17 protein-coding genes and 1 pseudogene are annotated in these 18783 nt (G+C 73.1%); 15 read left to right on the forward strand and 3 right to left on the reverse strand.

Annotation, left to right across the window (positions count from 1 at the left end; genetic code table 11):
* Positions 1 to 135 precede the first annotated feature (135 nt).
* The 9 genes and pseudogenes from truB (at position 136) to L1785_RS18445 (ending at position 10846) form a co-directional block, all read left to right on the forward strand.
* Positions 136 to 1209, forward strand: coding sequence for a tRNA pseudouridine(55) synthase TruB (truB, locus tag L1785_RS18405; RefSeq protein WP_236090757.1), 1074 nt, complete (start codon positions 136 to 138; stop codon positions 1207 to 1209).
* A gap of 103 nt (positions 1210 to 1312) precedes the next feature.
* Positions 1313 to 1780, forward strand: a complete 468-nt coding sequence (locus tag L1785_RS18410) for a hypothetical protein (RefSeq protein ID WP_236090758.1) — start codon at positions 1313 to 1315, stop codon at positions 1778 to 1780.
* A 106-nt stretch (positions 1781 to 1886) separates the two neighbouring features.
* Positions 1887 to 2843 (forward strand): bifunctional riboflavin kinase/FAD synthetase, encoded by a 957-nt coding sequence (locus L1785_RS18415; RefSeq protein ID WP_236090759.1) that lies wholly within the window; start codon positions 1887 to 1889, stop codon positions 2841 to 2843.
* Between the two features lie 181 nt (positions 2844 to 3024).
* Positions 3025 to 4992 (forward strand): peroxidase family protein, encoded by a 1968-nt coding sequence (locus L1785_RS18420; protein ID WP_236090760.1) that lies wholly within the window; start codon positions 3025 to 3027, stop codon positions 4990 to 4992.
* 189 nt (positions 4993 to 5181) lie between these two features.
* Positions 5182 to 5451 carry a 30S ribosomal protein S15 gene (gene rpsO, locus L1785_RS18425; RefSeq protein WP_236090761.1) on the forward strand — a complete coding sequence of 90 codons (270 nt, stop codon included), beginning with the start codon at positions 5182 to 5184 and terminating at the stop codon, positions 5449 to 5451.
* A 195-nt stretch (positions 5452 to 5646) separates the two neighbouring features.
* A complete protein-coding gene (locus L1785_RS18430; RefSeq protein WP_236090762.1) occupies positions 5647 to 7914 on the forward strand; it encodes a polyribonucleotide nucleotidyltransferase in 2268 nt (755 codons plus the stop codon).
* A 1-nt stretch (position 7915) separates the two neighbouring features.
* Positions 7916 to 9314: pseudogene (locus L1785_RS18435) on the forward strand (M16 family metallopeptidase).
* 132 nt (positions 9315 to 9446) lie between these two features.
* The gene (gene dapB / locus L1785_RS18440) at positions 9447 to 10226 is read left to right on the forward strand and encodes a 4-hydroxy-tetrahydrodipicolinate reductase (RefSeq protein ID WP_236090763.1); all 780 of its coding nucleotides are present in this window, start codon (positions 9447 to 9449) and stop codon (positions 10224 to 10226) included.
* A 170-nt stretch (positions 10227 to 10396) separates the two neighbouring features.
* Positions 10397 to 10846, forward strand: coding sequence for a tetratricopeptide repeat protein (locus L1785_RS18445; protein ID WP_236090796.1), 450 nt, complete (start codon positions 10397 to 10399; stop codon positions 10844 to 10846).
* Between the two features lie 22 nt (positions 10847 to 10868).
* Here L1785_RS18445 and L1785_RS18450 read toward each other — a convergent pair whose 3' ends face one another.
* The 3 genes from L1785_RS18450 to L1785_RS18460 all read right to left on the reverse strand — a co-directional run bounded on the left by L1785_RS18450 (position 10869) and on the right by L1785_RS18460 (position 13545).
* Positions 10869 to 11336, reverse strand: coding sequence for a hypothetical protein (locus L1785_RS18450; RefSeq protein ID WP_236090764.1), 468 nt, complete (start codon positions 11334 to 11336; stop codon positions 10869 to 10871).
* 151 nt (positions 11337 to 11487) lie between these two features.
* Positions 11488 to 11991 (reverse strand): GNAT family N-acetyltransferase, encoded by a 504-nt coding sequence (locus L1785_RS18455; RefSeq protein WP_236090765.1) that lies wholly within the window; start codon positions 11989 to 11991, stop codon positions 11488 to 11490.
* 81 nt (positions 11992 to 12072) lie between these two features.
* Positions 12073 to 13545 carry an NAD-dependent succinate-semialdehyde dehydrogenase gene (locus L1785_RS18460; protein WP_236090766.1) on the reverse strand — a complete coding sequence of 491 codons (1473 nt, stop codon included), beginning with the start codon at positions 13543 to 13545 and terminating at the stop codon, positions 12073 to 12075.
* A 97-nt stretch (positions 13546 to 13642) separates the two neighbouring features.
* Here L1785_RS18460 and rraA point away from each other — a divergent pair, with 97 nt between their 5' ends.
* The 6 genes from rraA (at position 13643) to L1785_RS18490 (ending at position 18686) form a co-directional block, all read left to right on the forward strand.
* Positions 13643 to 14107, forward strand: coding sequence for a ribonuclease E activity regulator RraA (rraA, locus tag L1785_RS18465; RefSeq protein WP_236090767.1), 465 nt, complete (start codon positions 13643 to 13645; stop codon positions 14105 to 14107).
* 107 nt (positions 14108 to 14214) lie between these two features.
* Positions 14215 to 15171 (forward strand): 4-hydroxy-tetrahydrodipicolinate synthase, encoded by a 957-nt coding sequence (gene dapA / locus L1785_RS18470; RefSeq protein WP_236090768.1) that lies wholly within the window; start codon positions 14215 to 14217, stop codon positions 15169 to 15171.
* A 32-nt stretch (positions 15172 to 15203) separates the two neighbouring features.
* Positions 15204 to 16889, forward strand: a complete 1686-nt coding sequence (locus tag L1785_RS18475; protein ID WP_236090769.1) for a ribonuclease J — start codon at positions 15204 to 15206, stop codon at positions 16887 to 16889.
* A 173-nt stretch (positions 16890 to 17062) separates the two neighbouring features.
* Complete coding sequence (locus L1785_RS18480) at positions 17063 to 17941, forward strand: DUF4328 domain-containing protein (RefSeq protein ID WP_236090770.1); 879 nt, start codon at positions 17063 to 17065, stop codon at positions 17939 to 17941.
* 71 nt (positions 17942 to 18012) lie between these two features.
* Positions 18013 to 18237, forward strand: a complete 225-nt coding sequence (locus tag L1785_RS18485; RefSeq protein WP_236090771.1) for a hypothetical protein — start codon at positions 18013 to 18015, stop codon at positions 18235 to 18237.
* 14 nt (positions 18238 to 18251) lie between these two features.
* Positions 18252 to 18686 (forward strand): DUF4328 domain-containing protein, encoded by a 435-nt coding sequence (locus L1785_RS18490; protein ID WP_236090772.1) that lies wholly within the window; start codon positions 18252 to 18254, stop codon positions 18684 to 18686.
* Positions 18687 to 18783: the final 97 nt, after the last annotated feature.

Here is an 18783-nt window from a genome sequence, read left to right on the forward strand (position 1 = left end):
CCCCCCCGCCAGCCCCCGCCCCCCCGGCGGCGGGGGGGGGCGCCCCCCCCCCCCCCCCCCCGGGGGCCCGGCCCGCTTCGCCACGTTCCACCAGCAGTCCGGCGCACCGGCGTGGACCGGGCGATACTGGGGCACATGGCCACGCCCCCGACCTCCGCACCAGCACGCCGTCCGACGGCGGCCGACGGCTTCGTCGTCGTCGACAAGCCCGCCGGCTGGACCAGCCACGACGTCGTCGGGCGGATGCGGCGCCTGGCAGGGACGCGCAAGGTGGGGCACGCCGGCACCCTCGACCCGATGGCGACGGGGGTGCTCGTGATCGGTATCGGCCGGGCGACGCGCCTCCTCACGTACGTGGTCGGCGCCGACAAGGACTACGAGGCGACGATCCGACTGGGCGTGGTGACCGCCACGGACGACGCCGAGGGACAGGCCACTGCGGCTCCCGGCGCGGCCGACGTGCCGCGCGACGCGCTGGACGCGGCCGTCGCGGCGCTCACCGGCGACATCCTCCAGGTGCCGACCGCCGTCTCCGCGATCAAGGTCGACGGCAAGCGCGCCTACGCGCGCGTCCGCGCGGGGGAGGAGGTCGAGCTCGCCGCACGTCCCGTCACGGTCTCGCGCTTCGAGGTCCTGGCGGTCCGCGCCGCCACGGCCACGCTGCCCGACGACGTCCCGCCCGCCGCGAGCGCCCATCCCGCCGAGGACGCGGCCGTCGCCGAGTCGGACGCCGACGGCCTTCCGGCCATCCCGGGTGGCGAAGGGATCGGGCAGCTGGAGGTGCCCGTGGTCGACGTCGACGTGCGCGTCACCGTGTCCTCGGGAACCTACGTGCGCGCCCTGGCGCGCGACCTCGGCGTCGCGCTCGGCACGGGCGGGCACCTGACGATGCTGCGCCGCACCCGCGTGGGCGGTTACGGGCTCGACGGGGCGCGCACCCTGGAGGAGCTCGAGGCGCAGGCCGACGCCGACGGCGTCCTCGCAACCCTGCCCCTGGCCGACGCAGCCCGGGCCATCTTCCCGGTGCGCGAGCTCGACGACCTCGAGGTGCGGGCCCTCGGCTACGGGCAGGCGGTCACCCCGTCCGGACGGCCCGAGGTGGTGGCGGCGCTGGCGCGGTCGGGCGAGCTCGTCGCGCTGCTGCAGGACGCCCGGCGCCGCGGCGAGGACGTCGCCAAGCCGGTGCTGGTGCTCGCTCCAGCGGGCTGACCAGGCACGATTCCCGGCCCGTCGGGGGTCGCGGTCGGACCGCCGACGTTCGCACAGCGGACGGGTGATACCCGGCGTCATGTCCGATTGGTACGTTGTGCCGGTGGCGCTCCGGATCGCGGCAGGAATCGACGAGGTCGGCTCGGTCGTGCGGGCGCTGCCTGCCATGGTCGGCCGCGACGTGAGCGTTGACATCGCGGACGGTGATGTCGAGGGCACCGCGTGCTCGGTCCCGCTGCTGTCGTCGCTGGTCGCGGCGCTGACCTGGTGGCCCGACAGTCAGTTCGAGCTGGGCGTCGCCTTCGAGGACTCCTACCTGACCGTGCGGGCCATGCAAGGCCGGCTGCTCGTGCGCACGCGCTACCCCGCCGTCCGCACGACCTGGGTGCCCGAGCCGGTCGACCCCGGGCACCTGGGCTGGCGCCGGTCGGGGGAGCGCCACATCCAGCTGCTCGGCTCGTCCATGACCGAGTCCGAGCTGGGGCACCTGGCGAACGTCCTGGACGTCTCCGTGCGCCGGGTGCTCGGCGAGGAGCGGGTGACGGGCTTCGTGTTCGGCCCGCCGGAGTAGCGACGCGGTACCGATTCCGCGCCGGGGGCCTCGGCGTGGCACGCTGGACCAGCGCTGCCGGCCGTCGCCGGTGCGATCCGCATGCGTGTGTAAGGGAGCTCGACGAGTGCAGCTGTGGACGGACCTGGAGCAGGTCCCCGCCGGGTTCGGACCGTCGGTCGTGACGATCGGCAACTTCGACGGCGTGCACAAGGGGCACCAGGCGGTGCTGCGGCGTATCGTGCAGCTCGCCCGCGCCGACGCCGCGCTCGCCGTGGCGGTGACGTTCCACCCTCACCCCGCGGCCGTGCACCGCCCGGACAGCTCGCCCGAGCTCATCACCGGCCTCGACGACCGGCTCGCACTCCTGGAGGCGACCGGTCTGGACGCCGTGCTGCTCGTCGAGTACACGCTCGACTTCGCGGCGCAGACCCCCGAGGAGTTCGTCGCCCGCTACCTCGTGGACGGGCTGGGCGCGCGGACGGTCGTCGTCGGGCACGACGTGCGCTTCGGCAAGCAGAACGCCGGCACGCTCGCGACCATGGTGGAGCTGGGCGGCCAGCACGGCTTCGAGGTCGTCGCGATCGAGGACGTCGGCGGCGACGACCACCACCGCTGGTCCTCCACGGCAGTGCGGGCGGCGCTCGCCGAGGGCGACGTCACCTCCGCCGCGCAGGTGCTGGGCCGCTGGCACCGGGTGCGCGGCACCGTCGTGCACGGCGACGCCCGCGGCCGCGAGCTGGGCTTCCCCACCGCGAACCTCGGCGGGATCGAGGGCTTCGTCCCCGCCGACGGCGTCTACGCGGGACGCCTCCTGCGCCCCACCCTGGACGGCGAGCACCCGGACTGCGTGCTCCCGGCCGCGATCTCGATCGGCACCAACCCGACGTTCGACGGCGTGGAGCGCCGCGTCGAGGCCTACGTGCTGGACCGCACGGACCTCGACCTCTACGACGAGCAGGTCGTCCTGGAGTTCGTGGAGCACCTGCGCCCCACCCTGCGGTTCGACGGCATCGACGAGCTGATCGCCACGATGCACGACGACGTCGCGCGCGCACGGGCGATCCTCGAGCCCCGGGCGTAGGTCGGGGGGTCGCGGGGTTCACCCCCCCACCGCGTCCGATGCCGTATATAGCGTAGATGTCGGTAATGCGCAACCTCCAGGCCGGGATTTCCGGGGTATTTTCGACCGGCGAGTGTCCTGGAACGCTCTCGCGCCCCTCCCTCTGAGCGTGACCCACGTCACAGACCGAGGAGGAGGAGTCATGGAGGCTCACAGGAGCACCGCCGGCGGACGCGACGAGGCGGCCGCCGCCGCGCCGGTGCCCGCCGCACCGCAGGCCGCGCCGCCGGTAGCGCCGCCGGACGCACCGGAGATCGCACTCCCGCCCGTGGACGCGGCCGAGGCCGCGCCGCCTGCACTGCCGGACTTCGTGGACAACGCGCCGCTGGAGCAGGAGGACCTGTCCCAGACGCCGGTGGGGCGTACCGTGCGCAACATCGGGCACGGTGGGACGTTCGTCCCGAACGGGACCGTGCGCAAGCCCGCGGACCCGGCGACCCACGAGGCGACCCTCATGCCGGCGACCGAGCGGGCGATCCGTCGCGACCTGCGCAACCACCGGTTCGACGCCACGACGTCGTTCGACTACGTGTTCCGCAGCCTGCGGGCGCGCTTCCCCCGCGCGCACCTGGGCCAGGACACGGAGGCGGTCCGCCAGGGGCTCCTGGCGCTCGGCACCGCGATGATCGATCCCCCGGGCCCCCCGGCGGCGCAGGGCGACTCCACGGTCCCCGCCGTCTACACGTACTGGGGCCAGTTCATCGACCACGACATCACGCTCAACACGAACGGCCCGGACGCGACCTCGGGGGCGGGCGGCGACCAGGCCCTCGGCAACATCGACACGGCGCCATTTCGCGTCTTCGCCCCGAACGTGGTGGTGCGCAGCCTGCACAACGGACGCCACCCCATGCTCAACCTCGACAGCCTCTACGGCTCCGGCCCGAGGTTCGCGGGCGAGCCGGACCGTGGGACCACGCGGAGCGAGGCCGCCTACGTGCCGGGCTCGCCGAAGCTGCGGCTCGGCCGGGTCGCCACGACGCCCATCCCCGGCTTCCAGCTCGTCGCGCCGGGTGACGACGCCCAGCGCGACCTGCCCCGCTCCGGCACGGGTGCGCCGCTGGTGCCGGACGACCGCAACGACGAGAACCTCGTCGTGGCGCAGTTCCACGTCGCGATGATCCGGTTCCACAACGCCGTGGTCGACTGGGTCGCCCGCACGGAGCCGCTCCTCGCGGCCGACGACCGGATGCTCTTCGACCGCGCCCAGCAGCTGGTCCGCTTCCACCACCAGTGGCTGGTGGCGAACGACTACCTGCGCACCCTCACCAAGCCCGGGGTCCTCGACGAGGTCACGCTCACCGGCAACCTGCTGTTCCGACCCTTCCGGCGCATCTCCATGCCGCTCGAGTTCGCGGTGGCGGCGTTCCGGTTCGGGCACTCGATGGTGCGGAACGGATACGACTACAACGTCAACTTCGGCGCCGGCGGGGCGCGGCCGTTCGCCAGCCTGGAGCAGCTGTTCCAGTTCACGGGTGGCGGCGGCATGGGTCCGTCGCTGCCGTCGAACTGGCCGATCGACTGGACCAGGTTCACCGACAAGGGCGACCCCGACCCGGGGCACGGGGCGCGCAAGATCGACGCGTTCCTCGCCCGCGGGCTCGGGGAGATGCGCAACCTCCCGCCCGGGCTGCTCCGCCAGCTCGCCCAGCGGAACCTGCTGCGGGGCTACATGCTGGCGATCCCGACGGGGGAGAACGTGGCCCGGGCGCTGCACCTCGAGCCGCTCACGCCCGCCCAGCTGCGCCGGGGGGCGTCGCAGGGGGTCTCGGACGCGCTCGACGCGCTCGGCGGCCGCACGCCGCTGTGGTACTACGTGCTCAAGGAGGCGGAGGTCCAGGGGAACGGCAACTTCCTGGGCGAGGTCGGCAGCCGGATCCTGTGCGAGACGTTCGTCTACCTGCTCCGCGAGGACCGGGACTCGTACGTGCGGCACGCAGGGGGCTGGTCGCCGGCGGACGGCGTCCGCCTCGAGGACGGCAGCATGATCACCACGCTGCCCGACCTGATGCGCTTCGCGGGCGTCCTGCCCGTGGCGCACGCGGCGGACGGCGCGCCGGTCTTCCGCACGGACGGGGGACACCGCGCCGGGCACGACGGCCTCTCCTGATCCGACAGGTCCGACGGCGGAGGCCAGGCCTGCCTACGACGTCCCTACCAGGGCGACGTCACAGTGCAGGGCGAGCCTCCGCCGTCGTTCAGCGTGTAAGGTAGGAAGGCCGTCTGAACGGCCGCGGATCGAGAGCGCCCCGGTGAAACCAGTCCCGGAGCACCGCGCAACGACACCTGAGGAGAGCCAATGCCGCTCGACACTGCCACCAAGCAGCGCATCATGTCCGAGTACGCGACCCGCGAGGGCGACACCGGTTCGCCGGAGGTGCAGATCGCGATGCTGACCCAGCGCATCAAGGACCTGACCGAGCACCTCAAGGAGCACAAGCACGACCACCACAGCCGTCGTGGTCTGCTGCTGCTCGTCGGTCAGCGCCGCCGCCTGCTCGGCTACCTGCAGAAGATCGACATCGCGCGCTACCGCTCGCTGATCGAGCGCCTGGGTCTGCGCCGCTGATCACGTCCCTCACCAGCCCGGTCCCTGTCGCAGGGGCCGGGCTGGTCTGGTGAGATGTACCTGTAGTACCAACACCCCTTGCACCGCCGCAAACTCGCCCGGTCCTCGGTAGTGGCCTCCCGAACACGCTGTTCGGTGGACCTCGATCGAAGACCGTCGGGAGTGGCGGTGCTTCGAAGAGAATGGAGGGCACCCATGGAGGGTCCCGAGATCCAGTTCGCCGAGGCGATCATCGACAACGGTCGTTTCGGCAAGCGCACCGTGCGTTTCGAGACCGGCCGCCTGGCACGCCAGGCCGCCGGCACCGTCGCCGCCTACCTCGACGGCGAGACCATGCTGCTGTCGGCCACGACGGCCGGCAAGCACCCCAAGGACCAGTTCGACTTCTTCCCGCTGACGGTGGACGTCGAGGAGCGCATGTACGCCGCGGGCCGTATCCCCGGCTCGTTCTTCCGCCGCGAGGGACGTCCGTCCACCGAGGCGATCCTGGCCTGCCGCCTGATCGACCGCCCGCTGCGCCCCCTGTTCGTCAAGGGTCTGCGCAACGAGGTCCAGGTCGTCATCACCGTCCTGGCCATCCACCCGGACGACGCGTACGACACGCTGGCGATCAACGCCGCCTCGGCGTCGACGCAGATCTCCGGCCTGCCGTTCTCCGGCCCGGTCGGTGCCGTGCGTATCGCCCTGGTCGACGGCCAGTGGGTCGCGTTCCCGAAGTACTCCGACAAGGAGCGCGCGGTCTTCGACATGGTCGTGGCCGGGCGTGTGGTGACGGCTGACGACGGCTCGACCGATGTGGCTATCGCCATGATCGAGGCCGAGGCCACCGACAACTCCTGGAAGCTCATCAAGGAGGAGGGCGCCGTCGCCCCGACCGAGGAGGTCGTGGCCGAGGGCATCGAGGCTGCCAAGCCGTTCCTCCGCGCGCTGTGCGAGGCCCAGGCCGCGCTCGCTGCGCAGGCAGCCAAGCCGGTCCAGGCGTTCCCGGTGTTCCCGGACTACCAGCCCGACGCTTTCGACGCGGTCGAGGCCGCGGTGTCCGGCGAGCTGCGCGAGGCCCTGGCCGTCGGCGACAAGCAGGAGCGCGAGAACCGCCTCGACGAGATCAAGGCCTCGATGCTCGGCACGCTCCAGGACGGCTTCGACGGCCGCGAGAAGGAGCTGTCGGCCGCGTACCGCTCGCTGCAGAAGAAGCTCGTGCGTCAGCGCGTCCTCACCGACGGTGTCCGCATCGACGGCCGAGGCCTGGCCGACATCCGCACGCTCTCGGCCGAGGTCGAGGTGCTCCCGCGCGTGCACGGCTCCGCCCTGTTCGAGCGCGGCGAGACCCAGATCATGGGTGTCACCACGCTGAACATGCTCCGCATGGAGCAGCAGATCGACTCGCTCGGTCCGGAGACGCGCAAGCGGTACATGCACAACTACAACTTCCCGCCGTACTCCACCGGTGAGACCGGTCGCGTGGGCTCGCCCAAGCGCCGCGAGATCGGCCACGGCGCGCTCGCCGAGCGTGCCCTGGTGCCGGTGCTGCCGTCGCGCGAGGAGTTCCCCTACGCGATCCGCCAGGTGTCCGAGGCCCTCGGGTCGAACGGCTCCACCTCCATGGGCTCCGTCTGCGCCTCGACGCTGTCGCTGCTCAACGCGGGCGTGCCGCTGCGCGCCCCCGTCGCCGGCATCGCGATGGGCCTCATCTCCGACACGGTCGACGGTGAGACCCGCTACGCGGCGCTGACGGACATCCTGGGCGCCGAGGACGCGTTCGGCGACATGGACTTCAAGGTCGCCGGCACGCGCGAGTTCGTCACGGCCATCCAGCTCGACACCAAGCTCGAGGGCATCCCCGCCTCGGTCCTGGCCGGCGCGCTGACCCAGGCCCGTGACGCCCGTCTGACGATCCTCGACGTCATCGCCGAGGCCATCGACACGCCGGACGAGATGTCCCCGAACGCCCCGCGCGTCATCACGGTGAAGGTGCCGGTCGACAAGATCGGCGAGGTCATCGGCCCGAAGGGCAAGATGATCAACCAGATCCAGGAGGAGACGGGCGCGGACATCTCCATCGAGGACGACGGCACCGTGTACATCGGCGCCACCGACGGCCCGTCGGCCGAGGCCGCCCGCGCGGCGATCAACGCGATCGCCAACCCGCACGTCCCCGAGGTGGGCGAGCGCTTCGTCGGCACCGTGGTCAAGACCACGTCCTTCGGCGCGTTCATCTCCCTGTCCCCGGGCAAGGACGGGCTGCTGCACATCAGCCAGATCCGCAAGCTGGTGGGCGGCAAGCGCGTGGAGAACGTCGACGACGTGCTCTCGATCGGCCAGAAGGTCCAGGTCGAGATCGGCGAGATCGACCCGCGCGGCAAGCTGTCCCTGGTCGCCGTCACGGACGAGGACGAGAACGCCGGTTCCGAGACGGCCGACTCGGCCGACTCCGCCGACGCCACCGTGTCCGCGGACGCCTGACATGACCTGGCACCTGCCGCTCGTCCCTGCGGGCGAGCCCGGTGCCGAGCTGACCGCCCCGGGGGGGGGGGGGGGGAGGCCGGGCGCCCCCCACGCCCCCCGCCGGCCGGGGGGCAGCCACCCCCCCGCGGGGGGGGGGGCCCCCCCCCCGCCCCCCCCCCCCCCCCGGCGGCGTCCGTGTGCTCACCGAGCAGATGCCGGGCCTGCGCTCGGTCACCATGGGCGCCTGGGTCGGCGTCGGCTCCCGGGACGAGACCGACGGGCACTTCGGCTCGACGCACTTCCTCGAGCACCTGCTCTTCAAGGGGACGACGCGCCGCACGGCCATGGACATCGCCGAGGCGTTCGACGCCGTCGGCGGCGAGGCCAACGCGTCCACCGGTAAGGAGCACACGTGCTACTACGCGCGCGTGCTCGACACCGACCTACCCATGGCGGTCGACGTCATCTCCGACATGGTCACCTCGGCCCGCCTCGAAGAGGGCGAGCTCGAGACCGAGCGCGGCGTGATCCTCGAAGAGCTGGCCATGAACGACGATGACCCGTCGGACGTGGCGCACGAGGAGTTCACGGCCGCCGTGCTGGGCAAGCATCCGCTGGGCCGCCCGATCGGCGGTACGCCGGAGACCATCAAGGCCGTCCCGCGCGACGCAGTGTGGGAGCACTACCGGTGGCACTACCGACCGGAGACGCTCGTGGTCGCCGCCGCGGGCGGCGTCTCCCACGAGGAGCTCGTGGACCAGGTGTCGACGGCGCTCACGATCGGCGGATGGTCGCTCGACGAGGCGGTCGCGCCGCGTGAGCGTCGGTCAGGGGAGGCGTCCTCGGACGGCGTCCCCTCCGTGGGGGTGTCCCTGACGATCCATCGCCCGGTGGAGCAGGCGAACATCGTCATCGGCTCGACGGGCCTCGCCGCGACGGACGAGCGCCGCTTCGCGCTGTCCGTGCTCAACGCCGTCCTGGGCGGCGGGATGTCGTCCCGCCTGTTCCAGGAGATCCGCGAGAAGCGCGGGCTGGCGTACACGACGTACTCGTTCGCGTCCGGCCACGGCGGCCTGGGCACCTTCGGCCTCTACGCCGGGTGTGCGCCCGCCAGGGTCGACCAGGTGACCGAGCTGCTGATCGAGGAGCTCGAGCGCCTCGCGTCCGACGGCATCACGTCGACGGAGCTCGACCGGTCGATCGGGCAGCTCGCGGGCGGGCTCGTCCTCGGGCTCGAGGACTCCGGGTCGCGCATGAGCCGGCTCGGCAAGGCCGAGCTGGTGTACGGCGAGCTGTTGTCCGTCGCCGAGTCGCTGGAGCTCATCCGCTCCGTCACGGTCGCCGACGTGCAGGATCTGGCGGTGGAGCTGGCGGGCCGCCCGCGGTCGCTGGTTCGCGTGGGGCCCTTCGGGGACTGAGCATGCCCGCTGTGGGCGAAGCAGGTGCCGGGTCGCGGATCAGCGTCCCGGCACCTGCTCCGCCCACAGCGCTGTGCGGGCGAGTGGGGGCCGGTGCGGCCGGAATGCCGCGGCGGGTTAGGGTGGTGGATCGTGAGTGACCTGATCAGGGTGGCGGTGCTGGGCGCATCCGGCCGCATGGGAGCCCAGACCTGCGCGGCCGTCGAGGCGGCCGACGGCCTCCAGCTCGTGGCGCGCCTCGGACGCGGCGACGCGCCGGGCGCGGGAACGCTCGCCGGCGCCGACGTCGCGGTGGACTTCACGGTCCCGTCCGTGACCGAGGCGAACGTGCACGCGCTGCTCGACGCCGGGGTGCACGCCGTCGTCGGCACGACCGGCTGGGACGACGCGTCGCGCGGACGCGTGACCGAGCACCTCGGCCGGGTCAACGCGGAGCGCGCCGCCGCCGGTCTCGGCGGTCTCGGCGTCCTGATCGCCCCGAACTTCGGCCTGTCGGCCGTGCTCGCCATGACGTTCGCCGCCAAGGCCGCCCGCTATTTCGAGTCGGCCGAGGTCGTGGAGCTGCACCACCCGAACAAGGTGGACGCACCGTCCGGCACCGCCCGGCACACCGCGGCGGCGATCGCCCGGGCACGGGCCGAGGCAGGGCTCGGGCCGTCGCCCGACGCCACGGAGAGCGGCTGGGAGGCGCGCGGCGCCGACGTCGACGGCGTGCGGGTGCACGCCGTGCGGCTGCGCGGCCTCGTGGCGCACGAGGAGATCCTCTTCGGGAACGAGGGCGAGCAGCTCGTGATCCGCCAGGACTCGTTCGACCGGGCGTCGTTCATGCCGGGCGTCGTCCTGGCGGTCCGGTCCGTCGGGTCGCGGCCCGGCCTGACGGTCGGCCTCGAGCACGTGCTGGACCTGTCGTGACCGCTCCTGTGCCCGACGACGTCCCGCGCACCCCGGACGGTCCCGGCACCCCGGGTGGGGCGCACGCGGGAGACGAGACGCCGGCGTACGGCCCGGCCACGCCCGAGCAGGGCGACCCCCGGCCGGGCGAGCGACCGGCGACGGGCAGCCCGGACAAGCCCCGGCGACGGCTGCCGCGCGGGCTGGCCGGGGCCGTCGCGGTGACCGCGCTGCTCGCGCTGTACGTCTGGCAGATCGCGGGCCGGGGGATCGCGATGATCCGCACCGGCGAACCCGTGCTGGTCGCCATCGGCGTGGCCGTCCTGATCCTGCCGCTGGTCGTGATCGGGCTGATCGCGGTCGAGTACCGGCTCGCCGGGACGGTCCAGGCGATGGCTGACACCCTCGCCGCCGACGGCGACCTCCCCGTGGACGACCTGCCCCGGTCGCCGGGCGGCCGCATCGACCGGGCCGCCGCCGACGCCGCGTTCGAGCCGCGCCGGCAGGCCGTCGAGGCCGCGCCCGACGACTGGCGCGCCTGGTACCACCTCGCCTTCGCCTACGACGCCGCGGGCGACCGGAAGCGTGCCCGCGAGGCCCTGCGCCGGGCAGCACCGCTGTTCCGCACCGGCGCGCCCTGACCGCAGCGATGCTCGCGGGCGCTCAGTCCTCCAGGCTCGTCCAGCAGTAGAGGCTCTGCCGCGAGGCCGACGCGCGGCCCGCGAGCGCTGCGAGGGCCAGCACCGCCGCGACGAGCCGGTGCGGCGGCACGGTGGCGCCGGTCGTACGGGCCCAGGTCCGCGCGGCCTCGGCGAGCCGGCTCGACGGTGCTGCGACGAGGTCGGCGACCAGGTCCTCGGAGACGGTGACGATCCATGGCCCCTCGTCGCCCCCGCTGCACACGAGCGCGCCGTGCCGGGGATGAGCCGTGACCTCGCCGTACGGGCGGCCGGAGAGCACCTGGGCGAGGGTGCCGAGCATGACGAACGGGTCGATCGACGGCAGCCCGACGGCGTCGAACGGCGGCTGGTCCGTACGACGGTCCGGGGCCGACGGCCCGCCCGGCGCGTGGAGCACCGTGGCTGCGGCGTCGTCGGTCGGCGCCGCAAAGTACTCGGTGAGGATCCCCATCTCCGGATCGTCGCAGCGTCGTGTTCCAGGTGTGTCACGGCGGCGTGAACCCTCGCGTTCGCTTGCCGCACAACTTCCTGGGAACCCCGGAGCGCGGCTGGGAGCGAGGATCCCGCCCGGAGCGGAACCGCAGACTCGTGCGACCAGAAGGCTAGAGCGCCGCGGACCAGCGCCGCTCGACGACCTCGCGCGCGCCGGTGGCGAGCGTCCGCGTGAGCCCGTCCGTGCCGAGCCCCGCGGAGGCGAGGAACGTCTCGCGGGGCGTGTCGCCCTCGAGCGCCCAGGTGACGATCTCGGTGGCGCCGTCGGCCCGCAGCCGGTCGACGGCGGCGGCCAGCAGGCGAGACCCGTGCCCCGCCCGCTGGTGACCGGGCTCGACCTCGAGCGACAGGATCTGCCCCGGCGCGACGGCGGCGAACCCGACCACGCGCGGGCCGTCCATCGCGACGAGCACTGCGAAGCCCGGCGCGGGAGGCGCGTCGATCGCGGCGCCCCAGCGCTCGCGCATGCGGGCGGTGTCGAGCGAGTCGACCACGGCGTCGCCGAGCAGCCCGGCGGCGCGCCAGGCCGAGACCTGCACGTCGGTCACGGCGGACTCGTCGCCGTCGACGGCGGGTCGGACGGAGACGTCGGCGGTCTCACGGAACAGGGCCACGGACCCACCCTAGTCGTGGGCGCGGGCGGTGAACCTCGGCAGGTTCCACCGGCGGCCCGCGGCTTCTACCGGCGGCCCGCGTCAGAGGGCGACGTAGATCGTCTCCTGGTACTCCGCCAGGCCCTCGTCGCCGCCCTCGCGGCCCAGGCCGGACTGCTTGAGGCCGCCGAAGGGCGCGCTCGCGTCGGACACCAGGCCGCGGTTGATGCCGATCATCCCGGCCTCGATCTCGTCCATGACGCGCATCGCCCGGGACAGCGACGTGGTGTACGCGTACGCGGCGAGGCCGAACGGGGTGTCGTTGGCGAGCTCGACCGCCTCGTCGTCGGAACCGAAGGCCACGATCGGGGCGACCGGCCCGAAGATCTCCTCGTGCACCGCGCGCGCGCGGCGGTCCACCCCGGTGAGCACGGTCGGCTGCCAGAAGTGTCCCGGACCCTCCTGGCGCTCCCCGCCCACGAGGACCTGCGCGCCGCGGTCCACGGCGTCCTGCGTGAGCTCGGCCACCTTGTCCACGGCGGCGGACTCGATGAGGGGTCCCACCTGGACGTCCGGACGGTAGCCGGGGCCGACGACGAGGTCCGCGAAGGCCGCGGAGAGCTTCTCCGCGAAGGGGCGCGCGACGTCGTCGTGCACGAGGAAGCGGTTGGCCGCCACGCACGACTGGCCGGCGTTGCGCAGCTTGGCGACCAGCGCGCCCTCGACCGCGGCGTCGAGGTCCGCGTCGGGGAAGACGACGAACGGCGCGTTGCCGCCCAGCTCCATCGAGCACTTGAGGACCTGCTTCGCGGCCTGCTCCAGCAGGAGCGAGCCCACCGGCGTCGACCCGGTGAACGACAGCTTGCGCAGACGCGGGTCGGCGATCAGCGGGGCGGTGACCGGCCCGGCCGACGAGGCGGGGATGACGTTGACGACCCCCGTCGGCAGGTCGCGCGCGGCGAGCTCCTCGCGCAGGATCTCCGCGACCAGCATCGTCGTCATGGGGGTGAGGCGGGCCGGCTTGATCACGACGGTGCAACCCGCCGCGAGCGCCGGACCGATCTTGCGGGTCGCCATCGCGATGGGGAAGTTCCACGGCGTGATGAGGAGGGCCGGGCCGACGGGCCGGCGGTGGACGAGCTGGCGGTTGGCGCCCGACGGCGCCGTGCGCACCAGGCCGTCGGAACGCACGGCCTCCTCGGCGAACCAGCGGAAGAACTCGGCTCCGTAGAGGACCTCGGCACGGGCCTCGGCGACGGGCTTGCCCGCCTCGGCGGTGATGAGGGCCGCGAGGTCGTCGGCGCGGGCGGTGATCCGCTCGTACGCGCCGCGCAGCACCTCCGACCGCACGCGGGGCGGGGTCGCGCGCCAGGCGGGGAACGCGGCGTCCGCGGCGGCCAGGGCGCGGAGGGCGTCGTCGGGACTCGAGTCGGCGACGTCGAAGAGGACCTCGTCGGTGGCCGGGTCCCGCACCTCGAACCTGCCGCGGCCGGAGGCCGGGCCCCACTGCCCGTTCACGAGGACGCCGGTGGGCAGGTGCGCCACGAGGGCTGGGGAGAGCGTCGTCGCGGTCATGCTCCGAGTATGGACCTGGGCGCGGAGCGCTCGACAGTGGGCCGCCGCAGACCGCTCGCGGGGCCACCCGGGCCCGCCGTCGGCTACAGTCCCGGCCATGGCAGCGACGGCGGACCTGTACGACGAGCACGGCGAGGCGCTCGCCTCGCTCTCCCTCCAGCTCCGGGACCTCGGCGGGGTCGCCGAGTTCTCGGGCCCGGTGCGCACCGTGCGGTGCTTCGAGGACAACGGCCTGGTGAGGTCGGTGCTCGCGACGCCGGGCGACGGCGCCGTGCTCGTGGTCGACGGCGGAGGGTCGCTGCGTTCCGCGCTCATGGGCGACCTGATGGCGGCGTCGGCCATCGAGAACGGCTGGGCCGGCGTGATCATCCACGGAGCAGTTCGCGACTCTGTGGTGCTCGCGAGCCTCCCGCTCGGGGTCAAGGCGCTGGGGACCAACCCGCGCAAGTCGTCCAAGATGGGCACCGGTGTGGTGGACGTGCCGGTCGAGATCGGCGGCGTGGTCTTCCGTCCGGGGGCGACGGTCCACGCGGACCCCGACGGGGTGCTCGTCGAGCGCTGACCTGCCCGCTCCCGCGGCGGCCTGCGGTTCCGGCGGTGGGTGACATCGGCGTCGGACCGCAGGGACCGGTCTCCAGGTTTGTCGGTGCCAGACGGTACCGTGGACCCATGGTCCTTCCTGTCGCCACCCTCGGCGCTCCTGCGCGCCCGTTCGGCGCGGTGCTCACCGCGATGGTCACCCCGATGACGCCCGACGGCGCCGTCGACCTGGACGCCGCGGTGAAGCTGGCGAAGAAGCTGGTGGACGACGGGAACGACGGCCTCGTCCTGTCGGGCACCACGGGCGAGTCGCCGACCACCCACGCACCCGAGAAGGCCGAGCTCGTCGCGGCCGTCGTCGCGGCCGTCGGCGACCGGGCCGCGGTCGTCGCGGGCGCGGGCTCGAACGACACGGTCCACGCGATCCGCATGGCGGAGCAGGCGGCGGAGGAGGGTGCGGACGGCCTGCTGGTCGTCTCGCCGTACTACTCGCGCCCCAGCCAGGAGGGCCTGTACCGGCACTTCGCCGCGGTCGCGGACGCGACCGACCTCCCCGTCATGCTGTACGACATCCCCGGCCGTGCCGGGGTCCGCATCCAGCCCGCCACGTTCGACCGGATCGCCGCGCACCCGCGCGTCGTCGCGAACAAGGACGCCACGGGCGACGTGTACGCGGCGGCCAAGCTCATGGACGCGACCGGCCTGGCCTGGTACTCGGGCGACGACGGCCTGCTGCTGCCGTTCCTCGCCCACGGCGGCGCCGGCGTCGTGTCCGTGTCCGCGCACGTCGCGGCCGCCCGGTTCGCCGACGTCGTGCGCCACTGGGACGAAGGCGACCACACCGGAGCGCTCGACATCTTCCGCACCATCATCCCCGTCATCGACGCCCTCAACGGCGCCGGCTTCCAGGCCGTCATGGCCAAGGCCGCTCTGCAGGTGCAGGGCGTCCTCGAGCACCGGACCATGCGCCTGCCCCTCGTGGAGGCGAGCGACGACGACGTCGCGGCCCTGCGCGTGGTCCTCGCGCAGGCCGGGCTCCTGCCCGTTGCGGCCGGCCACGCCAAGGCGGGCACCGGCGGGCACTGAGACTTTTGTAGGAACGAGGCCTTGGAGGCCAAGTGAGTCATCCTCACCCCGAACTGTCCCTGCCCCCCGCGTTGCCCGCGGGCGGGCTGCGCGTCGTCGCCCTCGGTGGGCTCGGCGAGGTGGGACGCAACATGGCGGTTCTCGAGCACGAGGGGCGGCTGCTGGTCATCGACTGCGGCGTCCTCTTCCCCGAGGACAACCAGCCCGGCGTGGACCTGATCCTGCCGGACTTCGAGTACATCAGGGACCGCCTCGACGACATCGAGGCGATCGTGCTGACGCACGGGCACGAGGACCACATCGGTGCCGTGCCGTACCTGCTGCGCCTGCGGCAGGACATCCCGCTGGTCGGGTCGCAGCTGACCCTGGCGTTCGTCGAGGCGAAGCTCAAGGAGCACCGCATCACGCCCGTCACCCTCGCGGTGAAGGAGGGGCAGGTCGAGCAGCTCGGCGTGTTCGAGTGCGAGTTCGTCGCCGTGAACCACTCCATCCCGGACGCGCTCGCCGTCGCCGTGACCACCGCGGCCGGCACCGTGCTGCACACGGGCGACTTCAAGATGGACCAGCTCCCGCTCGACGGGCGCATCACGGACCTGCGGGCGTTCGCCCGCCTGGGCGAGAAGGGCGTCGACCTGTTCATGGTCGACTCCACCAACGCCGAGGTCCCGGGCTTCGTGACGCCCGAGGTCGAGATCGGCCCCGTCCTCGACACCGTCTTCGGGCAGGCGGACAAGCGGATCATCGTCGCGTCGTTCTCCTCGCACGTGCACCGCGTTCAGCAGGTGCTCAACGCGGCGCACAACCACGGCCGCAAGGTCGCGTTCATGGGTCGCTCGATGGTGCGCAACATGGGCATCGCGTCCGAGCTCGGCTACCTCACGGTGCCCGAGGGCGTCCTCGTGGACCAGAGGCGCGCCGCCGAGCTGCCCGACGACCAGGTGGTCTACATGTCCACCGGCTCCCAGGGCGAGCCCATGGCGGCGCTGTCGCGCATGGCCAACGGCGACCACAAGGTCCAGGTCGGCCACGGCGACACGGTGATCCTGGCGTCGTCGCTGATCCCGGGCAACGAGAACGCGGTGTTCCGCGTCATCAACGGGCTGATCCGGATCGGCGCCCGCGTGGTGCACTCGGGCAACGCGAAGGTGCACGTCTCCGGGCACGCGTCCGCGGGCGAGCTCCTGTACTGCTACAACATCCTGCGGCCGCGCAACGTCATGCCGGTGCACGGCGAGGTGCGGCACCTGGTCGCGAACGGGGCGCTCGCGGTCCGGTCCGGCGTGCCTGCTGACCGCGTCATCCTGGCCGAGGACGGCGTGGTCGTGGACCTCGTCAACGGCCGGGCGTCCGTCGTCGGCGCGGTGCCGTGCGGCTACGTGTACGTCGACGGGTCGTCGGTGGGCACGATCACCGATGCCGAGCTCAAGGACCGGCGTGTCCTCGGCGAGGAGGGCTTCGTGTCCGTCTTCGCCGTGATCGACACCGCCACCGGCAAGGTGCTGGCCGGCCCGCAGATCCTCGCCCGCGGTATGGCCGAGGACAACGCGGTGTTCCAGAAGGTCCTGCCCGAGCTCACGACGGCGCTCGAGAACGCGATCGAGGGTGGCGCGTCAGACACGTACCAGCTGCAGCAGGTCATGCGCCGCACCGTGGGCCGCTTCGTGGCCACGCGCCTACGGCGCAAGCCGATGATCGTGCCGGTTGTCGTGGAGGCGTAGCCCTCGTTCATACGCCTGTGGCGGGTAGACGACCCTTGATCCCAAGGGGCCGGGTGCCCGCCACAGGCGTCTCTACGGGTCTGGGTGGGGTTTCACCCGCCATAGCTCGTCGGACGGACCGTGACGATCTGTACTGTTCGGGACGCAACGCCGCTCCGAACGAAGGCACTTCCTTGACAGACACCCCGCCTCCTGCACCCCTGCCCGGCGCGAACGGGAGCGAGGGCGCGGACCCGCGGGCGGGGCACTTCGCACCGCCCGGCGGGTCTTCCGGAGCGCCCGGTTACGGCTCGCCGACGCCGGCGGCAGCGACTCCCGCACCCTCCTACGGCGTCCCCGCCGCGGTGCCGGTCCCGGCATACGGCGCGCCCGGGCCGTACGCGCCTGCGATCGGCGTCCTCCCGACTGTGCCCGGCGTCCTCCCGACTGTGCCCGGCGTCCTCGCGACGGCGGCGGCTGTGCTGGCGTGGGCCTACGTGGGACTCCGGGCCATCACTGCGCTGTCGGCCTGGGCGGGTCTCGGGACCTGGACCGAGGCGGCCGAGCAGGGCCTCAGCTACACCGAGGCGGGCTGGGTCGCCTACGACGGCGTGGCCTTGCTCCTTGTGCCGCTCGTCGTGGCGAGCTACGTCGTCGGCGTGCTCTGGCTGTACCGGAGCAGGGTGTTCGCCGAGACGTGGGCGCCGGCCGCGCGGCAGGAGCGTGGCCGGGTATGGGTGTGGCTGGGCTGGGTGGTACCGGTGGTGTCGCTCTGGTTCCCTTACCAGGTGGTGCGGGATGTGCGCCGGGCGACGGTCAACGGCCTCCTGCGGGAAGGGCTGGGGCTGTGGTGGGCCTGCTGGCTCCTGGCAGTCTTCCTCGACCGGATCGGCAGCCGGCTCCTGGGCGGCGTGCTGGGGACGGACCCGCTGGACGTCGGGGCGGTCGCGGCGTTCCCCGTCGTCGAGACCATCGCCGCGGCGGTGACCGCCGTCGGCGGGTACCTCTGGGTGGCGTTCATCCGGGAGATCACCGCCGCGCAGCGGGCGCGGGTCGCGGCGCCGGCGGCCTGACCGCCGCGGGCCGACCGTCGGGCTGCGAAATGTCCGATAGGGTCCGGGCGCTTGCCACGAAGGAGCCACCGATGACCGACCTGCACACCCGTCCCGCCGGGCAGCCGCAGGCGCCCGCGCCTCTGCCGCCCGTTCCCGGGGGCCTCGCGTCCGCGACCCAGGTGATCGCCTGGGTGTGGGTCGCGCTGGCGGTCTGCTCGTTCGCGGCCTCCTTCGGTGAGGCGCGGGTCGTGACGGAGTATGCGGCGCGCGGCCTCACCTATCTCGAGAGCCCGATCGTCCGTACAGCTGGGTGAACAACCTTCTGTCAGTGGTTCAGATCAGGGCATTCGTCGTCGGCTGCCTCTGGCTCGGGCGCAGCCGGCGGCTCGCCGAAGCGCTCCCGCCGCGGTACCGCCACCGCAAGCACCAGGCGTTCATCTGGACCGGTTGGTTCCTGCCCATCGTCAACTTCTGGTATCCGTACCTGGTGGTGCGCGACGTCCACCGGGCGACGGTCGGCCCGGCGGCCCGGGGCGCCGGCGCGTGGTGGGCATGGTTCCTCACCACTGATGTCGTGGCCGTCGCGATCTACGTCGTCGTCGCGGGGTTCGCGCTGAGCGACAGCGCCCAGTACGCGTCCTACCTGCCGTGGCTCGAGGCCGCTCTCGCCGCGTTGACGGCGGCCACCGGGGCGCTGTGGGTCCGGATCGTCCGGGAGGTCGCCGCCAGGCAGCGGGCTCGGGTTGCGGCCCTCGCTGCCTGATTCTGCAGCCGGGCATCGTCCGGCGCCCGACGCCCGGCGATGAGTTCCGCGGCCGCGCCTCGTCCACCTGACGAGGCGCACGAGCGCCACCGACCCC

This window comes from Antribacter soli, assembly GCF_021568775.1.
GTDB classification, from domain to species: domain Bacteria; phylum Actinomycetota; class Actinomycetes; order Actinomycetales; family Cellulomonadaceae; genus Antribacter; species Antribacter soli.